Genomic DNA, 20346 nt, shown 5'->3' with positions numbered 1-20346 from the left:
TCACCAGTCCTTCATGGTGCCGTCGAGGTCCCGCGCGATCGGAAGGAAGGCGGGGGAGTAGGGGAAGCGTGCGGCGGCCTCTTCGTCGATCTCGACGCCGAGTCCGGGCTCGTCGCCGGGGTGCAGGTAGCCGTCCTCGAAGGTGAAGCTGCTGCGGAAGACCTCGGAGACGAGCGGGTCGTAGCCCATGTACTCCTGGATGCCGAAGTTGGTCGTCGCGAGGCCCACATGAAGTGACGCCGAGAGGTTGACGGGGGAGACGTCCGACGGCCCGTGCGGGGCGCCCTTGACCTGGTAGACCTCGGCGAGGGCGAGGATCTTCCTCACGTGCGAGATGCCGCCCGCGTGCACGACGGCGGTGCGGATGTAGTCGATGAGCCGCTCGCTCAGGAGCTGCTCGCAGTCCCAGATCGTGTTGAACACCTCGCCGATCGCGAGTGGGACCGTGGTCTGGTCGCGCACCGCGCGCAGGAGCTTCTGGTTCTCCGCGGGCATGACGTCCTCGAGCCAGAACAGGTCCACGTCCTCGAGCGAGCGCGCGAGCCGGCCGGCCTCCGTGGGGGTGAGGCGGTGATGCACGTCGTGGAGGAGCTTGAGCTCGGGGCCGACGTGCTCGCGCACGGCGTGGAGCACCTTCGGCGCGTGCCTCAGATAGGCGGAGGTGTCCCAAACCTCCTCGGCCGGGCCGCCGCCCCGGCCCGCCGGCTCGTAGCTCGCTGCGCCCTTCGTGACGCCGTAGACCTTGTCCAGCCCCGGCACGCCCGACTGGGCGCGGACCGCGCGGAAGCCCTGCTCGCGCCGTCGTTCGATGGAGTCCAGGAGCTCCGGGAGGTCCCAGCCCGTCGCGTGAGTGTAGGTGAGGACCTTGTCCCGCGCGGCCCCGCCGAGGAGCTGGTAGACGGGAACGCCGAGGGCCTTGCCCTTGATGTCCCACAGGGCAAGGTCGACGGCGCCGATCGCCGCCATCGTGACGGGTCCGCGGCGCCAGTACGCGCCGCGGTAGAGGAACTGCCACGTGTCCTCGATGCGGTCCGCGTCCCGGCCGATGAGCGCCGGCGCGAGGTGGTCGCGGAGGTAGGCGGCGACCGCGAGCTCGCGGCCGTTGAGCGTCGCGTCACCCCAGCCGACGATCCCGTCCTCGGTCGTGATCTTGAGCGTGACGAAGTTGCGCGACGGGCTCGTGATGAGGACGTCGACGGAGGCAATAAGGCGGGTCATTCTCACTTCTTCTTCGGGCTCACTTCTTCTTGGGGGGGACGGGGGCGCTTGGAGGGACGGATGTGGAGCCGCGGACGATGAGCTGGGATCCGAGGCGCACGGATCCGGCCGGGCGCGGCTTGCCGGCGAGCTGCTCGAGGAGGAGATCGAGTGCGAGGGCGCCGCCGCGCTCGATCGGGATCCGCACCGACGTCAGCCCTGGCTCGGCGGCCGCCGCGACGTCGAGGTCGTCGATCCCGACCACGCTGAGATCCTCCGGGCAATGCCTGCCGAGCTGCCGCGCCCCCGCGAGCAGGCCGATCGCCACGAGGTCGTTGTACGCGATGGCCGCCGTGGCGCCGCTCGCGACGACCGACGCCGCAGCCGCCAACCCGCCGTCGACCGTCGCGTTCTGGTGACCCACCGCGACAAGGCTGATCTCCCACTCCGCACACAGCCGCGTCACCGCCTCGAGGCGCTGGGCGTCGGCCCACGACGTTGGCGGCCCGGGCACGTAGGCGAGCTTGCGGTGACCGAGCGCGAAAAGGTGCTCGACGGCCTGACGGAGGCCGTCGCCCGCGTCGAGGAGGACGCTCGGCGCGCGCTCGGCTTCGCCATTGACGACGACGGCAGGCACCGCCCCGGCGAGGCGGCGGAGTTCGTCGGCAGGCAGGCGAGGCGAGCAGAGGACGACGCCGTCCGCCACCGCGGCAAGCGCGGCCACCTGTTCGCGCTCGCGGTCGGCGGACTCGGCCGTGTCGGCGAGGAGCATGGGGTGCCGCCCGGGCCACGCGCGCTCTTGGATCGCCTTGATGAGGGCAGCGAAGACAGCGTTCGCGACGTCGGGGACGACGACGCCAATCGAGCGAGGGCCGCTCTGGCCCGGGGCTTCGTAGCCGAGTTCCTCGGCCGCGGCGGTGACCCTTTCGCGCGTCGCGGCCGCGAGCCTGGCCGGCTCGCTGAAGGCCCTCGAAGCGGTGGCGAGGGAGACGCCCGCGCGCTTGGCGACATCGGTGAGGGTCGCGGGCATGGGGCCTCCTTCGGTTCCCGACGGTCGGTTTGGCAAGGTTTGTGCAAGATTATCAGATGGCTTTCATCGGAGCTCGGATGTTGGAACGGGTCCGATTCCTCTCGCTATGTGGAAATTGGATTTCCTCTTGTGGAATCGCTCCTGTGCTGTCTACGCTGGAATCGTCCATACAGCGTGAGGCAGTTCACAACGAACTCCTCTTTCCCACGAGAATGGCAACCCCGTGACCCCCACCCCAATCAGCGCGCTGAAAGCGAGTTCGGCGCGCTGCGAGAGCCGGCAGCGTAGCCGGCGCTCTCGTCTCCTGATCGCCCGTGTGGCCCCGATTCCGAAGGCCGCACGCGGCCATCGGGCGGGGTTGTGGCCACAAGCCCTGGGCTCAGGAATCACTCGTTTCTGCAACTGATTCCCGCAAAGCCTTAGGAGCTAGCTGTGTCGTCTCAGCTTTCCAAGAAGTCCCCTCACGAGGGCAGGAAGCACCACTCTCAACCCCAAGTCCAGACTGCCGCCAAGGTCCCGGCTGGGGCTATTGCCCGGCCGCGGGGCAAAGCACGCTGGAGCATTGCCCTGCTCATGGGCTTTGGGATCCTCATCAACTACGTCGATCGGCTCTCCATCTCGGTCACCCAGAAGCCCCTGACCGAGGACTTCGGGCTCACGGCCACCGAATTCGGCATCCTTTCTTCAGCGTTCCTGTGGTCCTACGCGATCATGCAGATCCCGTCCGGAATGCTCCTCGATCGCTTCGGCGTCAAGAAGATCTGGGGCGGGAGCGCGATTCTGTGGACGATCGCCTCGGTGCTCACGGCCCTTGCCTCCGGCGCGTGGATCATCGTCGTCGCACGAATCCTGCTCGGCGTCGCCGAGGCACCGGCATTCCCCGGCGCGATGAAGGCCACCGGCCAATGGTTCCCCCGGCATGAGCGCGGCCTCTGCACCGCAATCTTCGACAGCGGGACTCGCCTCGCCAACGTCATCGGGCTGCCCCTCATCGCGTTCACCGTTGCGACGTGGGGCTGGCGCGAGGCGTTCTGGCTCCAAGCCGCCCTCTCCGTCGTCTTCCTCGTCGCGTTCCTCTGGCGGTATACGGGCCCGAAGGCACGCCTCGCGAAGGGGCGGATGTCGCAGGAGGAGTACGGCTACATCGTCGATGGCGGCGCCTCGAGCGAAGAGATCCGCCCGTCCAGCGATTGGGCCACGGTTGGCTACCTCCTCCGCCAGCGCAAGGTCTGGGGGCTCTCGCTCGGACTCGCGGGCGCCGGCTACGTGCTGTGGATGCTGCTTACCTGGCTTCCCGGCTACATGCAGACGAGCATGAACCAGAGCGTGCTCCAGAGTGGCATCTACGCCGCGGTTCCGGCCTTCGCCATGTTCGTCTCGGAGATGACTATCGGCGGTTGGTGGGTTGACCGCGTCATCGGCCGGGGTGCAAACCCGGACAAGGTGCGCAAGGGGATTCTCGTGGCGGGCATGATCGTGGCCCTGTTCACGGTCGGCGCGGCCTTCAGCAACACCCCGGTCGTTGCCATCATCTGGATCGCGATCGGCAGCGCCGGGATCGCCCTCGTATACGTCACCAGCAATTCCCTCCCTGCGCTCATCGCCCCCGAGGGCAGCGCCGGCTCGCTCGCGGCGATCGTGAACTGCGTGAACCTCCTCGCGGGGGTCGCGGCTCCGATCGTGACCGGCTTCGTCGTTGACGCGACCGGGCACTTCTTCTACGCGTTCATCATTGGCGGCATCGCGCTTATCGGCGGGCTCGCCTCGTACGTCCTCCTCATGGGGAGGATCGAACCGATCCCGGCACGCGGCGTCGTCCGCGAAGCCGTCGAAGGCGGTCCATCGGAAGGGTAGATGGCGAACAATGAAGGGGCCCGGCACCAACTGGGCCCCTTTTTTGTTCGTGAGGGGGCTAATCTCGAAGGGATGACTCTGGAACCCCACGTCTTGCGTGAACTCGCGATGCAATTGCGCGAGCTCGCTGGCGTGCCTGAAGCGGCGGCGGTGGAGCTTTCGGAGCCAGGTTCCTCAGTGACGCCGCCAGCGCGGGTGCGCGGTTCCGCCGTCGTACTTCGCCCCGAGTTCCAGCGGCGCCTCTCCGCCGTCGCCGAGTTCAAATCCGCCAATGGCCGCCTTCCGCAGACCGGCGGGATCATCACTCCTGCCGAGCGGTCCCTCGGTGTGTGGCTCCTCCGCCAGCGACGGCGGGAACAGGCGGGGCGGCTCCCCGAACTCGAGCAGGACGCGCTCGCCACGACGCTCGGCCCTACCTGGGTGCTCCCGCCCGGTGACGCGTGGTGGGCCGAGAACGGTGGGGAGGAACTGGATGAAGCGCGGCCCCGGAGGCGGAACCGTGCAACGGCCGACGACGAACGCCACCGCGCGCCCTGGTCGCCAGAGGAGGAGGACCTCGTGCTCAACGCGGACCTCTCGCTCGCCGAGATCGCGGCCAAGATCGGGCGGACGCACGCGGCTGTGAGGAACCGGAGGCAGATACTTCGCTCGGCGAGCCGCCGCACCTGGTGAGACGGGGCTCGGTGAGGGCCGGGCTTGGGCGTCTGCTGGGCGCGGGGGACCCTGCTTGGCCTTGGGAACCCTCGCTTCTGACCCGCCGGTTGGCTCGCCGCCGCCGTTTCACCTCAACTCCGCCGCGAAGCCTCACGTCCGCCGGTCGGGATCCCCTCCTTTGCGGCTGACCCCCTCTGCCGCCGCAGTTCCGCCGCCAAGCCTGAGTTCCGCCGGTCGGGACCCCCTCTTTTGCGGCTGACCCCCTTCGCCGCCACAGTTCCGCCGCCAAGCCTCAGTTCCGCCGGTCGGGATCCCCTCTTTTGCGGCTGCCCCCCTTCGCCGCCACAGTTCCGCCGGCAAGCCTCAGTTCCGGCGGTACCTGACCGGCTTCTACCTGCACCGTTCGTCGGCCCGCACGGTCACTGTCTGTCGGCATGATCGGTGCTTCGCGGCAAGACCGCCGGTTAGAGGCACGATCGGTGCTGCCCGGCAACGGTAATGCCTCTCAGCGACGGTTGTGGCGGTTGGGGACGGTCGTGCGCCCTGGTTCCGCCGGCAAGCTGCACTTCTGCCGGTCAGGACCCCCTCTTTTGCGGCTGACCCCTCCGCCGCCACAGTTCTGCCGGCAAGATTCAGTTCAGCCGGCAACATCCAGTTCCGCCGGTACGTGACAGGCCTCTTCCTGTACCGTTCGTCCGCCCGCACGGTCACTGTCTGTCGGCATGATCGGTGCTTCTCGGCAAGACCGCCGGTTAGAGGCAGGATCGGTGCTGCCCAGCAACGGTAATGCCTTCTAGCGACGGTTGTGGCGGTCCCGGACGGTCGTGCGCCCTGGTTCCGCCGGCAAGCTGCACTTCTGCCGGTCAGGACCCCCTCTTTTGCGGCTGACCCCCTCCGCCGCCGCAGTTCAGCCGGCAAGCTGCACTTCCGCCGGCAAGATTCAGTTCCGCCGGCAACATCCAGTTCCGGCGGTACGTGGCCGGCTTCTACCTGTCCGTTCGTCCGCCCACATGGTCACTGTCTGTCGGCATGATCGGTGCTTCGCGGCAAGACCGCCGGTTAGAGGCACGATCGGTGCTGGCCAGCAACGGTAATGCCTTCTAGCGACGGTTGTGGCGGTTGGGGACGGCGTGCGACCTGGTTCCGCCGGCAAGCTGCACTTCCGCCGCTCACGACCCCCTCTTTTGCGCCTGACCCCTCTGCCGCCGCCACAGTTCTGGCAGCAACATCCAGTTCCGGCGGTACGTGACCGGCTTCTTCCTATACCGTTCGTCCGCCCGCACGGTCACTGTCTGTCGGCATGATCGGTGCTTCGCGGCAAGACCGCCGGTTAGAGGCAGGATCGGTGCTGCGCAGCAACGGTAATGCCTCTCAGCGACGGTTGTGGCGGTCCGGGACGGTCATGCAGTGCCGCTGTGGCTGTGCCGGACGCCAATCGGGCGCCCGACTGTCGCATGCCCTTGGCTCCGTCGATCTTGGTGTACCCGGAAGGGGGTGGGGCGTGGGTTGGTGTACCCGGAAGGGGGCGGGGCGTGAGTTGGTGTGCCCGGAAGGGGGTGGGGCGTGGGTTGGTGTGCCCGGAAGGGGGTGGGGCGTGGGTTGGTGTACCCGGAAGGGGGTGGGGCGTGAGTTCGCGTACCCGAAACAGTCCAGCAGCCCCGCGCCCCTGGCCCCTGGCCCCCGGCCCCCGTCACGCTCCCGGGCGCACCACGTACGTGTTGACCGGGCGCCCCGTGGTCCCGTACTCGAGCGTGAGCTCGAGCCGTCCCTTGCGCTCGAGCTCGCTGAGGTAGCGCTGCGCGGTCGGGCGCGAGATCCCGATGAGCTCCGAGACGTCTTGCGCGCCGAGTGGCCGCTCAGCCGAGCGAACGGCGTCGAGCACCTTCTGCATGGTCGGCGGGAGGCCCCGCGAGGTGGGTGCCGGCGTCGGTGCGTGCCGCGCCGCGAAGAGCGCATCGACGTCGTTCTGGCCCGAAATGAGCCGCGACTCCGCCTCGGTGCGCCACCGCCGGTAGGCCGCGAGCTGCGCGGTGAGCTGGTCGAAGCCGAACGGTTTGACGAGATAGTAGACGGCACCGCCGCGCATCGCGGCCCGCACGGTCGCGACGTCGCGGGCGGCGGTGATGATGATGGCGTCGACGTCGTGCGTCTCGCGGAGGGAGCGCAGCAGGGCGATCCCGTCCTCGTCGGGCAGGTAGACGTCGAGTAGCAGGAGGTCGGGCTCGAGGCGGGCGACGGCGTCGCGCGCCTCCGCGGCCGTGTGCGCCTCGCCGACGCATTCGTACCCCTGAACCCGCCCGATGTGCGCGGCATGGATTCGCGCCACCCGGTAGTCGTCGTCGACCACGAGGGTCCGGATCATAGAGCCGCAGCTCCTTCCGCCTGATGGGTCGGCGCCGGTGCCGGCACCCATACCTCGAAGCGTCCGCCGGGTCCGGCGAACACGTCAATCGTGCCACCCGCGCGGTGCACGATCCGCGCCACGAGCGCGAGCCCAATGCCGCGACGCATGCCGGGGCGCGGCACTTTCGTGGTGTAGCCGTCGCGTACGACGGCGTCGATCGCCTCGGCGGGGACGCCGGGGCCGTTGTCGGTCACCGAGATGAAGATCCCGGACGAGTCGTCGAGCTGGAGGGTAACCTCGCGGGGTGCGGGCTGGCCCACGACGGCGTCGACCGCGTTGTCGAGCAGGTTGCCGACGATCGTGACGAGGTCCTGCGTGGCGAGGAACGGTTGGCGGAGCTGCGAATCGTCGGTCACTGTCAGCTCGACGTCCTGCTCACCCGCCACCGTGACCTTCGCGAGGATGAGGGCCGCGAGCTCGGGCGGTTCGACGCGGCCACGCAGGCCCTCGCCGAGAGAGCGCGAGGTGTCCGCGATGCCTGAGATGAAGTTGCGCGCCTGATCCACGTCGCCGAGCTCGAGGAGGCCGCTCACCACGTGCAGCCGGTTCGCGTACTCGTGCTCTTGAGCGCGCAGTGCCTCCATGAGCCCCTCCGTCGAGCGCAAGTTGCGCACGAGACCTTCGACCTCGGTGCGGTCGCGTAGCGTGACGACGGCCCCGATGCTCCGGCCGCCCACGCTCACAGGCATCCGGTTCGCCACGAGCAGTGCGTCATCGGTCAGCACCGCCTGGTCGGGGCCAGTCTCACTGCCCGTGAGGATGTCGCGGAGCCGTCCGCCGGGCAGAAGCTCGTCGATCTTCTGCCCCAACGCGTTTCCTTCGAGCTGGAGGAGGCGCCGGGCCTCGTTGTTGATGACGGTGACGCGATCGTTGTCGTCGAGCCCGATCATGGCCTCCTTGATCCCGTGGAGGAGCGCCTCGCGGTCTTGAAGGAGCGAGGCGATCTCCGCCGGTTCGAGCCCGAACGTCGCACGCTTGATCGCCCTGCCGAGCAGGAGCGAACTGACGGCTCCGATGAGCAGCACCAGAGCTGAATACCCGACGATGAGCCCGGCTTCGCGACCGATCGCCGTGTTCACGTTGGCCTCGAGGATGCCCACCGAGACTTCGCCGATGACGTTGCCGTGCGAATCGAAGATCGGTGCCTTCGCATTCGCGGAATTGCCAAGGCTTCCGGGATCCGTTCCGAGGTGAGTCTGGCCGTCCAAGACCGCGACCGGTTCTTCGAGGCGCTTGCCGATGAGCGAGGGGTTCGGATGGGAATAGCGGACGCCGTTCCGGTCAGTGACGACGACGTAGTCCGGCTGCGCGTGGAGCCTCACCTGTTCGGCGAGGGCCTGGATCTGGTGGTTGGGGTCCTTCGCTTCAAGGTCAGAGACGATCTCCGGCATCTGGGCAACGGTGGTCGCAATTCCGAGGGCGCGGAGGCGGTATTGATCGTCGAGGACTTGGCGGGTGATCTGGCTCGTGACGAAGCCGCCGAGGGCGACCGTGAGCAACAGGATGCACAGCGTCCACACGAGAATCTGTGACGCAACGGGCCGGGCGCGCCACCATTTTCGAGGGTTTTTCATCGTGATGGGCCTTGGATGATCAAAAGGCTCAAAACGTGAATGAAAGCTAATAATCCTCGCAATCCGCGCAACTCTGGCCGCACCCTCGTGGTCCTTTCTACGGTTGTACCAGTCGCTGTGATTCAGCTCACCGGGTACATAGAAAGGATCCCGCAATCAAAGGCATCCGCGCAAATTACGCGGTGATGTCGATTCGCAGCCAACCTGCACCGAAAGACGCAGAGCTCTTTCCCGAAAGACAGAGAGGTCTTTGACCATGGGTGGAAATCATCCCCGCCGCGCGCCGGCGGCTCCCGGCCGAGCCGACGAGCCCGCCGGCATCGAAATCACCGGTCTTACCAAGCGCTACCTGACTCCGAAGGGGGAAACGTTCACGGCCATCAAGGACGTGACCCTCTCGGTTGAGCCCGGCCAGTTCTGCTCGATTGTCGGGCCGACCGGCTGCGGCAAGTCCACAACTCTCGCGCAGGTCTCCGGCCTCGAGCGGCCGAGCGCCGGCTCGGTCAAGGTCGGCAGCCACATCGTCGACGGCATCACGAGCGGCGTCAGCTACATGTTCCAGGCGGACGCGCTGTTCCCGTGGAAGAGCGTGCTCAACAACGTCATGATGGGCCCGATCCTGCTCGGCACGCCGAAGCGCGAGGCCACCGAGCTCGCGATGGACTGGCTCCGCCGCGTGGGCCTCGCCGGCTTCGAGGACCGCTACCCACACCAGCTCTCGGGCGGCATGCGCAAGCGCGTGGCCATGGCCGCGGCCCTCATCAACAACCCCCGCATCCTGCTCATGGATGAGCCGTTCGGCGCGCTCGATGTGCAGACGAAGGCGATCATGCAGAACGAGCTGCTCAAGCTCTGGGAGGAGCTGCGGCCCTCGGTCCTGTTCATCACCCACGACCTTGACGAGGCGGTCGCCCTCTCCGACCGCGTCGTCATCATGACCACGAGCCCGGGCTCCGTGAAGGACATTTTCGACATCGACCTGCCGCGGCCCCGTGGCAACGTCCAGGAGATCCGGCACGAAAAGCGGTTCCTCGAGCTCGAAGGCCAGATCTGGGACTCCCTCAAGGACGAAGTGACCCGGGCCTACGCCCGAACGGCAGGTGCAGCAGCATGACAACAGCAATTAGGCAGGCAAGGACTCCCGTGGTTGAGCAACCGACCGACCTGCAGGCGGCGGGACGCCGCAAGGCCCGGCGCCGTACGACGGCGGTGTGGGCGGGCCGCGCGGCCCTTGCCATCATCGTCGTGGGCGGTTGGCAGTGGTTCACCGAGGCGGGCTGGGTCGACAAGTTCTTCTTCGGCCAGCCCTCCATGATCTGGGACAGCCTCGTCAAGCTGTTCACCGAGGGCACCGCCTTCGGCAGCATCTGGGACAACCTCTGGGTCACGGTCCAGGAGGCGTTCTTCGGCTTCCTGCTCGGCACGTTCGTGGGCATCGTGCTCGGCATCCTCCTAGGCTCGAACAAGTACCTCTCCTCGGTCATCGGCCCGTACATCCGGATCGTGAACTCGATTCCCCGAATCGTGCTCGGCTCGATCTTCATCGTCGCGTTCGGCCTCGGGGTCTTCCCGAAGATCCTGCTCGCGGCAGTTCTCGTCTTCTTCGTCGTGTTCTTCAACGCCTTCCAGGGCGTCCGCGAAGTCGATCAGAATCTCGTAGCGAACGTGCGGGTGCTCGGCGCCTCGCCGTTCCAGGTCGCGGTGCACGTGACGATTCCCTCGGCGATGACGTGGATCATCGCGAGCCTGCACACCGCGTTCGGGTTCGCGATCATCGGCGCCCTCGTCGCGGAGGTGCTCGGCGCCCAGAAGGGCGTGGGCCTGATCATCAGCCAGGCGCAGGGGACGTTCGATCCGAATACGGTTTTCGCCTGCATGGTGATCATCGCCATCGTCACGCTTGTCGCAGAATTCCTCATCAGCCTTCTGGAGCATTCGCTCTTGAAGTGGCGACCGCCGAACCGCTCTGAGGCCCAGGCAATCTAATCGCAGATTTGCCAATGAGATTTTCCATCACAACACCCGAATCAGAACAAAGGAAAAGTGCGCCAATGAAGAAGCACGCCATCTACTCTGTTGCCGCAGCCGGAGCGATTGCTCTGACGCTCGCAGCTTGCGGAAGCAACACCGCAGGCAGCAGCTCTTCGGCCAGCGGGGGCTCCAGCAGCAGTGCCAACTCTTCGATGCCCAAGGTCACCATGATGGTCGGCGGCATCGACAAGCAGATCTACCTCCCGTACCAGCTCGCAGAGAGCCTCGGCTACTACAAGAAGTACGGCGTGGACATGCAGCTCTCGACCGAGCAGCAGGGCGGCGTCGGGGCTGAGGACGCCATGGCCTCGGGCCAGGTTGATCTGGCCGGTGCTTGGTACATCCACACCATCGACTTCCAGTCCAAGGGCAAGGACGTCATCAACCTCGTGCAGCTCTCGGGCGCGCCGGGCGAGCGCATCATGTGCAGCCCCAAGGCCAACGTCCACTCCGGTGCCGATCTGAAGGGCAAGACTGTTGGCGTTACCGACCTCGGCTCCGGCACGGATGAGCTGACCCAGTTCATCGCCGCGAAGGCCGGCCTGTCGAAGAACGATTACCACACCATCGCCGTCGGCGCCGGAGCCACCGCTATCGCAGCTATCCAGCGCGGCTCCGCTGACTGCGTCATGACGACGCAGCCCACGGTCGGTGCGCTTGAGAGCAAGAACCTCGCTGTTCCCGCGATTGACCTTGCGACGTCCGACGGCGCGAAGGCTGCACTGGGGGGTACGTTGCCCTCGGCTGGGCTCCTGGCCCGTGCAGACTGGGTCAAGAACAACGAGGACACGGCGCAGAAGGTTGTGGACGCGCTCGTCGACACGATGCACTGGATCAGCACTCACTCCGCTGCCGACATCGCTGACAAGCTCCCGCAGTCCTTCGTCCAGAACAGCACGATCACCAAGGACCAGTACATCTCGGGCCTGAACCAGGACAAGGCCCAGTTCCTGCCCGACGGCATCATGCCTGCTGGCGGTCCGAAGACGATCTTTGACGAGGAGAAGACGATCGGCGTCGACACCTCGAAGATCACCTACGCGGACACCTTCACGAACAAGTACGCCGAGGCCGCGCTCAAGCTTGAGGGCTACACCGCAAGCTCGACCCCTGCCGGTGACAACGGCTGACGCAAGCGCTCCATAACTCCCCGGGGCCGCGCCCCCATCGGGCCCGGGGGAAGCGGCGGGCTCGCACCTCTCCCTGGGTGCGGGCCCGCCGTCGTCGTTTGTTGGTCACCTCCGGCGGGTGCGAACTCGTTCGTTGGTCACCTCCTGCGGGTGCGGGCTCGTTTGTTGGTCACCTCCCGCTGGGAAAACACCGGGAGTCGCTCCGAGGACTTGACGCGGGGCGCACCCCAAGGGGTTGGCTGGAGGCATGACTGAGCAGACGCGAACCCTAGGCACCGTTTCCCCTCTGACCGTTTCCTCCATGGGCCTCGGCTGCATGGGCATGTCGGAGTTCTATGGAGCACCGGACGAGGCCTCGGGCATCGAGACCATCCATCGTGCCCTCGACCTCGGCATCACATTCATCGACACCGCTGACATGTATGGGCCGTTCACGAACGAAAAGCTGGTGGGCCGGGCAATTTCGGGCCGCCGCGACGAGGTGCAGCTCGCGACGAAGTTCGGCAATGTGCGGGGAGAGAACGGCGAACGGCTCGGCATCAATGGAAGCCCCGAGTACGTGCGCTCGGCCTGCGACGCCTCGCTTGCCCGGCTCGGAGTGGATCACATCGACCTCTACTACCAGCACCGCGTCGATCCGAAGGTCCCGATCGAGGACACTGTGGGCGCGATGGCCGAGCTCGTCCAGGCAGGCAAGGTGCGGCACCTGGGCCTCTCAGAGGCGTCGCCGCAGACCATCCGGCGCGCGCACGCCGTACATCCCATCACCGCCCTGCAGACGGAGTACTCGCTCTTCACGCGTGACCTCGAGGACGAGATCCTCCCGACGATCCGTGAGCTCGGCATCGGCCTCGTGCCCTACTCGCCGCTGGGCCGCGGCATCCTCACGGGTCGCATCACAGCCGAATCGCTCTCGAAGGACGGCGACTCCCGCAGCAGCCGCTACTTCCCGCGATTCCAGGGCGAGGCTCTTGAGGAGAACCTCCGTCTCGTTGACCAGATCAAGGCGATCGCCGAGCAGAAGGGCGTCACGCCGGGCCAGATCGCTCTTGCGTGGGTCTTGGCGCAGGGCGACGACGTGGTGCCGATTCCCGGGACCAAGCGGGTCAAGTACCTCGAGGAGAACGCGGCCGCACGCGACATCCGTCTCTCCGACGAGGATCGCGAGGCGCTGGAAGAAGCGGTGCCGCGCGGCGCCGTCGTCGGCTCCCGCTACGGCGACATGAGCAGCATCGACCAAGGCTGACGTTCCGCGGGCACTCCCGCGGGCACTGGCCCGCGGGAGTGCCCACGTCGTGTCAAGATCCCTTTTGCGGGCAGAATGTCGTCATGCGCACCTTTGGGGTAGAGGAAGAGCTGCTCGTCGTGGATCCCACGACCGGCCAGGCCCTTCCGCTCGCCGACCGGATGCTCGCCGTCGCGGGCAGGCCCCAGGACATGTCCCACGAGTTCAAGCTCGAGCAGATCGAGATCCAGACCGTGCCATGCCGGGATCACGACGAGATCCTCAGCGCCCTGTACGCGGGCAGACGGCTCGCGGACAGGGCGGCCCGCGCATGCGGCGGCCGCATTGCGGCCCTTGCAACCTCGCCGCTCCCCGTCGAGAGCTCCCTGACCCCCAACGATCGCTTCGCCCGGATGAACCACGAATTCGGGCTCATCTCGCGCGAGCAGCTCACATGCGGCCTCCACGTGCACGTCGGCGTGGACTCGCCCGAGGAGGGCGTTGCGGTCCTGGACCGGATCCGCGAATGGCTGCCGGTTCTCGTCGCTCTCACGGGCAATTCGCCGTACTGGTTCGGCATCGACACCGGCTACTCGAGCTTCCGGACCCAGGCCTGGAACCGCTGGCCCTCCTCCGGCCCTCAGGAGGTCTACGGGGAGGCGGGTGCCTACCGCGAGCGGGTCGACGCCATGATCGCGACCGGCGCGATCCTCGACGAGGGCATGGCCTACTTCGACGCGCGCCTTTCACGCTTCCATCCGACCGTCGAGATCCGGGTCGCCGACGTGCCGCTCCTCGCCGCCGATTCGGCCCTCGTGGCAGTCCTCGTGCGCGCGCTGGTTGAGACGGCGGCCCGCGAGGCGAACGACGGCGTTGCCCCCTTGGGTACTTCGGTCGCCCTTCTGCGGCTCGCGGCATGGCGCGCGAGCCGTTCAGGACTGGACGGCGATCTGGTGCACCCTGCGACGTTCCTCCCCGTCCCCGCTGCGGATGCGGTCGACGCGCTGCTCGCCCACGTTGCCCCCGTGCTCCGCGAGGCCGACGAGTTCCGCCGGACGGAGCGTGCTATCGCAGAGGTCCTCGCGCGGGGAACAGGCGCCCGGGCGCAGCGGCTCGCTGCCGAGGCAGGGGGCCTCGCCGCCGCCGTGGGGATGGCGCTCGAGCGCACGGCGTCGCCGGAGGGGACGTGGGACGACGGCAGCAGGGTCGCGCTGAGCGTTGTCCGGCGGGCGTCGAATTTCCTGAGCGCCTAGCCCCTAGCGCCTGCCCAGGCTGGGGGAGGCCCTGCCTGGGTACGCGCGAGCCCGGGCCTCAGGGACGGACGTACCTCCGCAGGCGGCCGCCCTCCGTCTCGCGCCGCTGGGCGTCGGCGGCCTCGTAACCGCTGCCGCCCCCTCCCGTTGCCGCGTAGCCGGTGGCCGTGGTCGCGGCATCTGTGAGCGGCGCTTCTCCGGCCTCCGGCCCGCGGCCGGTCCATCCGAGGCCTCGGTAGTAGTCGTAGAGGCGGTCTTCCTCGTCTTGCTCGACACGAGCGTCGGGGTCCACGTGGGGCGCGTCCTTGACCTGCTCCTTCGTGTAGGGGACCACCAGGTCATCGTCCTGGAGCCTTGCCTCATCGAGCGGAACGAAGGATTCGTGGGTCCCGAACAGGCCGGTCTTGACCGTCAGCCAGTTCGCCTCCCCGGTCTCGTCGTCGAGGTAGAAGTGCCCGATCCCCCCGATTTTCTCCCCATCCGGGGTGACGACGCTGCCGTTCTTGTCTACGAGGCTGTCGATTTGATCGTTGGTGAACATTGGGCCTCATTACCCGCGCGGGTCGGCCAGCAAGCAGCTGCTCGGCGGTCAGAGTCTTCACCCGCGGAGCAGGCGCTTGAGCGTGACCCAGTACGCTGGCCCCGCGACGGCGAACGCCGCGAGCCCCACGATCCCCGGGAAGCGCGCCAAGCCGAAGTCCTGGGACCAGCGCACGGTGGATCCCGGCGTCGGCCGATTCTCGTTGCGACCTGCGCCGTCGCCGCGCCCCGGGCTCACCGTGACCTCGATCGAGCCGCGAACGAGCTTCCCGGACTTCACAATCCGTGCGTGCCCGGCGTGGGCCTCCTCGGGCGGCTCAATCTCCTCAAAGGTCATGACGTCATTGAAACCGAGCAGCCGGCCCCGGAAGCCAACGCGGGTGAGCAGGGTGCACGCGACGAACCTGTGGCCCGGCCGCAACTCGTCCGCAGAGGCGAGGCCCTCGATGATGTGCGTGAACGGGATGAGCCTGTCGTGGGCCCGGAGGTCCAGGATCCGGGCCCACGCTATCGGGGCAGGCAGTGGCGTCTCGAGTCGGAGCTCGAAGTGCCGGAGTCGCCCGGGCACGGTCAGGCCTTGAGGGCGTGCTCGAGGTCCCCGATGAGATCGCCGACGTCCTCGAGGCCCACGCTGAGCCGCAGGACGCCGTCGCTCAGGCCGATCGCCGCGCGGCCCTCGGGACCCATGGCCCGGTGCGTCGTCGTCGCCGGATGGGTGACGAGCGACTTCGAATCGCCGAGGTTGTTCGAGATGTCGATGATCCGGAGGCCGTTGAGGAAGCGGAAGGCAGCGTCCTTGCCCCCGCTCTCGGGGGCGTTGAGTTCGAACGTGAGGACGGTGCCGCCAGCGCTCATCTGCTTGCGGGCAAGCTCGTACTGCGGGTGCGACTTGAGGTGCGGGTACTTGACCCAGCCGACCTCTGGCTGCGCCTCGAGCCACTCCGCGATCGCGAGGGCGTTCGCGGACGAATGGCGCACGCGCAGTCCCATCGTCTCGAGACCCTTGGTCAGGATCCAGGCGTTGAAGGGGCTGAGGGCCGGGCCGGTGTGCCGCATGAGCTGCTTGACGGGACCTTCGATGTAGTCCTTCGGCCCCAGGATCGCGCCCCCGAGCACGCGCCCCTGGCCGTCGATGTGCTTCGTCCCCGAGTACACGACGACGTCGGCGCCGAAATCGAGGCTGCGCTGCAGGAGCGGCGTCGCGAAGACATTGTCGACGACGACGGTCGCGCCGGCCGCGTGGGCGAGCTCGGCGACCGCCTGGATGTCCACGAGCTCCTGCATGGGGTTGGACGGCGACTCGAAGAAGACGGCCTTGGTCGGCACGGAGAGCGCCTCGCGCCACTGCTCGGCGTCGGGCCCGTCGACAAAGACGGTCTCGACGCCCCAGCGGGGGAGGATCTCGTTGAGGATCACGAAGCACGAGCCGAAGAGGCTGCGGGCGGCGACGACGCGGTCGCCGGCCCCGAGAAGCGCGCCGAGCGCGGTGAACACCGCCGACATGCCAGAGGCGGTCGCGAAGCACGCCTCGGTGCCCTCGAGCAGCCGCAGCCGCTCTTGGAACGTGGCCACGGTGGGGTTGCCGTAGCGCGAGTAGACGAAGCGTTCTTCCTCGCCGGTGAACGCGCGCTCGGCGGCCTCCGCCGTCTCGTACACGAAGCCGGAGTTGAGGAACAGGGCCTCCGAGGTTTCCTGAAAATTGCTGCGGTCAAGCCCGCCGCGCACTGCCTGGGTGTCTTCGCTCCAGCTGGCGGCGTCGATGTTGAAGGTCACTGACTACTCTTGTCCTACGTTCGTCGGGAGGCCCCGGTTCTTCCATCCGTTCACGTTCCGCTGCCCGTCGGGGCCGGGCACGCCCTCGAAACCCTCGAGCACGTTGAACGCCCTGAAGCCGAGATTCGTCGCGGCCGCTGCCGCTGCGGCCGAGCGATGCCCGGAGCGGCACATGAACAGGAGTTCGGTCTCACGGTCCTCGGGGCCCTGGAGCTCAAGCTCCACCACGAAGTCCGGGTTCGGGATGCCACCCGAGAAGACCCAGGGGATGAACAGGGGGTCGTTGTCCGTCTGGCGCGTGTCGGGGATCCCGATGTGCGCCCATTCCTCCTCCGTGCGCACGTCGACGAGGACGGCGGAGCCCGACTTCAGCTTGTCCCAGGCCTGATCCGGCGTCAGGTCGCCAGCGTAGAGGCTCACGCGTGGCCCTCCCCGTCGTACTCGCCGTCGGCCGTGAGGCCCTCGGCCAGATCGTCGACCGCGGACGCAACAGCCGCGTCCGCCCGGGCCACTGCGTGAGGCAGGATGATGGCTTGGGCGACGATCACGTCCGTGCCGTTGAACGTGGCTGCAGGGCTCCCGTGGAGCACGTAGCCCTCCGCGAGAGCCTGGGAGATCCGGGCGCAGAACTCGCGAGTGTCCGGCCCGGTGAGGAGACGGTAGGCGAGGCGCTCTTCGGAGGCGTTCGCCGGTGCGGCGGGATCGTTGAGGGGTGTGGTGGCCGCCTCTCCCGTCTCTGTGGCGGTATCGGACATGGGCGGGCTCCTTCTGGCTTGCGTATCGATGGTCGAATTGCCGAGTCGTCACCTGAGGCACCCCGCCGGATGGAGGGTTGCCGGCCAGCAAGTCAGGGCAGTGCGACCGCACGGGGGACGTCCCGTCGTCGCGCGCTGGCGCTCGTTACTCTGGCACGAACGTAGCACGCGACGACCGGGCCAGCCACGGCGAGGCGGTAACGATTGGCAACACCGCGCAACACGGCGGCACGGTGGGTTTCTAGCTTTCTCCTGTGAGAAAGACGAGGGCGCGAAAACCGCGCATCTACCTCGGGATCGGCGGCATATGCTCATGGGAGGAGAGGAATAACACGGCGCGGAGGAGCCCCGGTGAATGAGGCAGAGAGGCCTACAGTTCTCGAGGTACAGGATCTCGTTGTCCGCTACGGTCAGCAGACCGCGGTCGACGGGCTGAGCTTTTCCATCAGTCGAGGCGAGATCTTTGGGCTCCTCGGCCCGAACGGAGCGGGAAAGACGACGACGCTCAGCGTCATCGAGGGCCTCCGCAAGCCAGATTCCGGCCGGGTCGTGATCGACGGTGTCGAGACCCTCCACGCGCCGCTCGCCGTCAAGGCGAAGCTCGGCGTTCAGCTCCAGGCATCGAGCTTCCAGTCCGAGCTCACGATCGAGCAGATCGCCCGCCTGTACGCGGGCCTCTACGGGCTCAGTCTCCCGCAGCGGCAGATCAGGGAACGGCTGGCGGACGTCGGACTCCAGCAGGAGATCACGAAGCCCTTCAAGAAGCTCTCGGGCGGCCAGCAGCAGCGCTTCTCGCTCATGGTGGCAACGATCCACAACCCTTCGATCCTGCTCCTCGACGAGCCCACCGCCGGGCTCGATCCGCAGTCCCGCCGTCAGCTGTGGGACCGGATCGAGGGTTCGCGGAAGAGGGGCGGGAGCATCCTGCTCACGACCCACTCGATGGAGGAGGCCCAGGCCGTGTGCGACAGCGTCGCGATCATCGACCACGGCCGGCTCCAGGCGTTCGGAGCGCCGAAGGACCTCGTGGCCATGCACCGCGACGATCCGCGCGTCCAGGCCGTCGCCCACGGCGATGTGACCCTCGAAGATGTCTTCATCGGGCTGACAGGGAGTGCCATCCGTGACTGAGACCATTGCCCGCGCCGTACCGCCGATCGGGCTGACGCTGAGATCGCTCCTTCGCGCGGATGCCACGGTCCTCCTGCGCAGCAGGCAGGCCGCGATCCTCAACCTCGCCGTGCCGATCCTCATCCTCATCGTGACCAACCGTGGAGGGAAACTCGGAAACCCCGGCTTCCTCATTGGCATGGCGCTCACCTATGGGCTGCTCTCCTCGGCGCTCATCGGCTACTCGATCACCGTTGCGCGCGACAGGGAGGCAGGCGTCTTCCAGCGCCTTCGCGTCACGCCCACCCCGACGTGGGCCATCATGGCAAGCCGGCTCGCCGTGCAGCTTGTGGCAAACCTCGTCGTCTCCGTCATCGTCATGATCGTCGGCAGCATCATGCACAACACGACGTTTTCGTTCGGGGTCTACCTCCTCATGTTCGTCGTCTCGCTTCTGGGCGCCGTCGTCTTCCTCAGCATCGGGCAGGCGCTCGTGGGGCTCGTCAAGAACGCGACCGCGGTCAACGCGGTCGGGAGGGTCCTGTTCATCCTGTTGATCCTCACCGGCGTCCTCGGCTCGACCGGCATCCTCGGGGACGACTTCAAGAGCTTCGCCTCGTGGACCCCGGTCGGGGCGCTCATCAACCTGTTCTCGGCGGTCCTGAACACGTCGGCCTGGGGCGCCGACCAGACGAACGGCATCATCGCGTGCATCGGCTACATCGTGATCTTCGCGGGCATCGGCATCCGCTGGTTCCGCTGGGATCCGCAGTAGGAGTAGGAGCTCCCGGCAGGGACCTCCAGTTGGGGGATCCCAGCAGGCTCAGCTCGCCACCCTCAGGAGCTGGCCTCCAGAAGGTGGTTCGGCAGGCGATTCCCAGGGGCGCGCCCACGGATTTCGAGGAGTTCGCGGGCGTGCGCCCACAGCCGGCGGTCCTCGTCGGAGACCGGCTCCCAGGGCTTGACGGAACGGGCGGTGCCATTCTCGTCGCGCGCCACCATGACCGTGAGGCAGTACGTCGTGAGGTGTAGTTCGCCGCCCTTAGGGCTGCCCGAGCGGACGTGGACCGCGATGTGCATCCCCTTGTTGCCGGTGTACACGAGCCGCGCTTCGACCTCGACCACGTCGCCGATGAGCAGCGGCCGGTAGAACCGGACTCCTCCCGAGAACACCGCCACGGTGTCCTGGCCCGAATACCGTGCGGAACACACGTAGGCGGCCTCATCGATCCACTTCATGACCGTGCCGCCATGGACCTTTCCGCCCCAGTTGACGTCCGTCGGAGCGGCGAGGAAGCGCAGGACGACGCGCTCCGCCGTGCCCTCGTCGGTGTACACCTGACGGCCCATCGACTGGACGATTTCGTCGCGTACCTCGATCCGCGCGATCGCGTGCGCCTCGGCCTCCCTCTCCGCGTCCGTGCTCGGCACGAACCTCGGCACCTCGACGGGCTTTCCGTCCGTGCCGACGGCCACGAAGATCACGAGGCACTGGCTGCGCATCGTCGGCGTGCCGCCCCTCGGATCACCAGAGGAGACGACCGTGCTGATGTGCATCGACGTACGCCCGGTGTAGACGATCGTGGCCGTTACCTCGACCATGTCCCCGACGTTCACGGGGTCGGCGAAGTGGATGTTCCCGACGTAGGCCGTCACGGCGTACGTCTTCGACCAGCCGACCGCGGCCGCGTACGCGGCCTTGTCGACCCATTCAAGGACTGTGCCGGCATCGACCGAGCCGGAATGCCCGACGTCGGTCGGAGCGGCCAAGAAGCGCAGGGTGACCCTGTTGCTCGCAGGGGGTGTCACGCCGTCG

At 67.5% G+C, this 20346-nt stretch carries 19 protein-coding genes and 1 riboswitch; of the genes, 9 read left to right on the top strand and 10 right to left on the bottom strand.

The features are described 5' to 3' along the window. Positions 1-1218, bottom strand: coding sequence for a D-mannonate dehydratase ManD (manD, locus tag LK10_RS07185; RefSeq protein ID WP_043121710.1), 1218 nt, complete (start codon positions 1216-1218; stop codon positions 1-3). A gap of 19 nt (positions 1219-1237) precedes the next feature. Then, complete coding sequence (locus LK10_RS07180) at positions 1238-2227, bottom strand: LacI family DNA-binding transcriptional regulator (RefSeq protein ID WP_043121707.1); 990 nt, start codon at positions 2225-2227, stop codon at positions 1238-1240. Positions 2228-2659: 432 nt separating this feature from the next. On the opposite strand from LK10_RS07180, the gene LK10_RS07175 reads away from it, so the two are divergent. Both LK10_RS07175 and LK10_RS07170 read left to right on the top strand, forming a co-directional pair. Continuing rightward, entirely contained in the window at positions 2660-4081 is a 1422-nt protein-coding gene (locus tag LK10_RS07175) for an MFS transporter (protein WP_156144083.1), read from the top strand. Between the two features lie 72 nt (positions 4082-4153). Next, complete coding sequence (locus LK10_RS07170; protein ID WP_043121706.1) at positions 4154-4753, top strand: helicase associated domain-containing protein; 600 nt, start codon at positions 4154-4156, stop codon at positions 4751-4753. A gap of 1672 nt (positions 4754-6425) precedes the next feature. On the opposite strand, the gene LK10_RS07165 is transcribed toward LK10_RS07170, so the two are convergent. Together LK10_RS07165 and LK10_RS07160 are read right to left on the bottom strand one after the other, a co-directional pair. Then, the gene (locus LK10_RS07165; protein ID WP_043121704.1) at positions 6426-7097 is read right to left on the bottom strand and encodes a response regulator transcription factor; all 672 of its coding nucleotides are present in this window, start codon (positions 7095-7097) and stop codon (positions 6426-6428) included. Beyond that, entirely contained in the window at positions 7094-8713 is a 1620-nt protein-coding gene (locus LK10_RS07160) for an ATP-binding protein (protein ID WP_043121701.1), read from the bottom strand. Before LK10_RS07160 ends, LK10_RS07165 begins: the two co-directional genes overlap by 4 nt. Positions 8714-8969: 256 nt before the next feature. Between LK10_RS07160 and LK10_RS07155 the strand changes: the two genes are divergently transcribed. The 5 genes from LK10_RS07155 (at position 8970) to LK10_RS07135 (ending at position 14352) form a co-directional block, all read left to right on the top strand. After that, positions 8970-9827, top strand: coding sequence for an ABC transporter ATP-binding protein (locus LK10_RS07155; protein ID WP_081998356.1), 858 nt, complete (start codon positions 8970-8972; stop codon positions 9825-9827). Positions 9828-9856: 29 nt separating this feature from the next. Continuing rightward, entirely contained in the window at positions 9857-10699 is an 843-nt protein-coding gene (locus LK10_RS07150) for an ABC transporter permease (protein ID WP_197061881.1), read from the top strand. A 65-nt stretch (positions 10700-10764) separates the two neighbouring features. After that, positions 10765-11874, top strand: coding sequence for an ABC transporter substrate-binding protein (locus tag LK10_RS07145; RefSeq protein ID WP_043121696.1), 1110 nt, complete (start codon positions 10765-10767; stop codon positions 11872-11874). Between the two features lie 247 nt (positions 11875-12121). Then, positions 12122-13120: an aldo/keto reductase gene (locus LK10_RS07140; protein ID WP_043121694.1), complete on the top strand. Its 999-nt coding sequence runs from the start codon at positions 12122-12124 to the stop codon at positions 13118-13120. Between the two features lie 83 nt (positions 13121-13203). Further along, the gene (locus LK10_RS07135) at positions 13204-14352 is read left to right on the top strand and encodes a glutamate--cysteine ligase (RefSeq protein ID WP_043121691.1); all 1149 of its coding nucleotides are present in this window, start codon (positions 13204-13206) and stop codon (positions 14350-14352) included. A gap of 58 nt (positions 14353-14410) precedes the next feature. On the opposite strand, the gene LK10_RS07130 is transcribed toward LK10_RS07135, so the two are convergent. From LK10_RS07130 to LK10_RS07110, 5 genes are read right to left on the bottom strand one after another with little or no spacing between them, the layout of a single operon-like run. Next, positions 14411-14893: a PRC-barrel domain-containing protein gene (locus LK10_RS07130; RefSeq protein WP_043121689.1), complete on the bottom strand. Its 483-nt coding sequence runs from the start codon at positions 14891-14893 to the stop codon at positions 14411-14413. Between the two features lie 57 nt (positions 14894-14950). Further along, positions 14951-15460 carry a hypothetical protein gene (locus LK10_RS07125; RefSeq protein ID WP_043121687.1) on the bottom strand — a complete coding sequence of 170 codons (510 nt, stop codon included), beginning with the start codon at positions 15458-15460 and terminating at the stop codon, positions 14951-14953. Positions 15461-15462: 2 nt separating this feature from the next. Next, positions 15463-16665 carry an O-succinylhomoserine sulfhydrylase gene (locus LK10_RS07120; RefSeq protein WP_043121683.1) on the bottom strand — a complete coding sequence of 401 codons (1203 nt, stop codon included), beginning with the start codon at positions 16663-16665 and terminating at the stop codon, positions 15463-15465. A gap of 3 nt (positions 16666-16668) precedes the next feature. Further along, the gene (locus tag LK10_RS07115) at positions 16669-17085 is read right to left on the bottom strand and encodes a rhodanese-like domain-containing protein (RefSeq protein WP_043121681.1); all 417 of its coding nucleotides are present in this window, start codon (positions 17083-17085) and stop codon (positions 16669-16671) included. Further along, on the bottom strand, positions 17082-17420 hold the full coding sequence (locus LK10_RS07110; RefSeq protein ID WP_043121678.1) for a DUF1737 domain-containing protein: 339 nt from the start codon (positions 17418-17420) through the stop codon (positions 17082-17084). Before LK10_RS07110 ends, LK10_RS07115 begins: the two co-directional genes overlap by 4 nt. Before the next feature lie 9 nt (positions 17421-17429). Beyond that, positions 17430-17570: riboswitch (SAM riboswitch) on the bottom strand. 201 nt (positions 17571-17771) lie between these two features. On the opposite strand from LK10_RS07110, the gene LK10_RS07105 reads away from it, so the two are divergent. Beyond that, complete coding sequence (locus LK10_RS07105; protein ID WP_043121675.1) at positions 17772-18551, top strand: ABC transporter ATP-binding protein; 780 nt, start codon at positions 17772-17774, stop codon at positions 18549-18551. Beyond that, the gene (locus tag LK10_RS07100; protein WP_043121672.1) at positions 18544-19305 is read left to right on the top strand and encodes an ABC transporter permease; all 762 of its coding nucleotides are present in this window, start codon (positions 18544-18546) and stop codon (positions 19303-19305) included. The genes LK10_RS07105 and LK10_RS07100 overlap by 8 nt, the downstream gene beginning before the upstream one ends. Before the next feature lie 62 nt (positions 19306-19367). On the opposite strand, the gene LK10_RS07095 is transcribed toward LK10_RS07100, so the two are convergent. Further along, entirely contained in the window at positions 19368-20339 is a 972-nt protein-coding gene (locus LK10_RS07095) for an acyl-CoA thioesterase (RefSeq protein WP_043121669.1), read from the bottom strand. Positions 20340-20346 lie beyond the last annotated feature (7 nt).

The organism is Sinomonas humi (genome assembly GCF_000802235.1).
Classification (GTDB): Bacteria; Actinomycetota; Actinomycetes; order Actinomycetales; family Micrococcaceae; genus Sinomonas; species Sinomonas humi.
Note: the sequence above shows the minus strand (reverse complement) of the source record. Positions and strands in the feature narration are given on the sequence as shown.

Bases quoted from the DNA above. Each gene is read 5' to 3' on its own strand.
- manD (WP_043121710.1), bottom strand. From the start codon at position 1,218: ATGACCCGCCTTATTGCCTCCGTCGACGTCCTCATCACGAGCCCGTCG.
- LK10_RS07180 (WP_043121707.1), bottom strand. From the start codon at position 2,227: ATGCCCGCGACCCTCACCGATGTCGCCAAGCGCGCGGGCGTCTCCCTC.
- LK10_RS07170 (WP_043121706.1), top strand. From the start codon at position 4,154: ATGACTCTGGAACCCCACGTCTTGCGTGAACTCGCGATGCAATTGCGC.
- LK10_RS07165 (WP_043121704.1), bottom strand. From the start codon at position 7,097: ATGATCCGGACCCTCGTGGTCGACGACGACTACCGGGTGGCGCGAATC.
- LK10_RS07160 (WP_043121701.1), bottom strand. From the start codon at position 8,713: ATGAAAAACCCTCGAAAATGGTGGCGCGCCCGGCCCGTTGCGTCACAG.
- LK10_RS07155 (WP_081998356.1), top strand. From the start codon at position 8,970: ATGGGTGGAAATCATCCCCGCCGCGCGCCGGCGGCTCCCGGCCGAGCC.
- LK10_RS07145 (WP_043121696.1), top strand. From the start codon at position 10,765: ATGAAGAAGCACGCCATCTACTCTGTTGCCGCAGCCGGAGCGATTGCT.
- LK10_RS07140 (WP_043121694.1), top strand. From the start codon at position 12,122: ATGACTGAGCAGACGCGAACCCTAGGCACCGTTTCCCCTCTGACCGTT.
- LK10_RS07135 (WP_043121691.1), top strand. From the start codon at position 13,204: ATGCGCACCTTTGGGGTAGAGGAAGAGCTGCTCGTCGTGGATCCCACG.
- LK10_RS07130 (WP_043121689.1), bottom strand. From the start codon at position 14,893: ATGTTCACCAACGATCAAATCGACAGCCTCGTAGACAAGAACGGCAGC.
- LK10_RS07110 (WP_043121678.1), bottom strand. From the start codon at position 17,420: ATGTCCGATACCGCCACAGAGACGGGAGAGGCGGCCACCACACCCCTC.